We start from the raw sequence: 290 nt of genomic DNA, 5'->3' as shown, positions 1-290 counted from the left end.
ATCTACAAGGCCTACCTCAAATATGTGACCCCGGCAGACATTTACCCCTACTCCATCGACGAGGTTTTCATTGATGTGACGGGCTATCTGCCTTATTATCACATGAGCGCCCATGAACTAGCCATGACCATGGTGCGGGAGGTGCTGTACAACACCGGCATCACCGCAACGGCAGGCATCGGCAATAACCTCTTCCTTGCTAAGCTGGCCATGGACATTGTGGCAAAGCACATCCCGGCAGACAAAGATGGTGTCCGCATTGCGGAACTGGATGAGCAGTCCTATCGGTA

At 52.8% G+C, this 290-nt stretch carries 1 pseudogene; it reads left to right on the top strand.

Features of this window, described 5'->3' with window-relative positions:
- Positions 1 to 290, top strand: a pseudogene (locus P0G09_RS20275) (DNA methylase); the annotation flags it as partial.

The organism is Faecalibacterium sp. DFI.5.82, assembly GCF_029076575.1.
Lineage (GTDB): Bacteria > Bacillota > Clostridia > Oscillospirales > Ruminococcaceae > Faecalibacterium > Faecalibacterium duncaniae.
The sequence above is the reverse complement of the archived record's forward strand: the minus strand, read 5'-3'. Positions and strand labels throughout refer to the sequence as shown.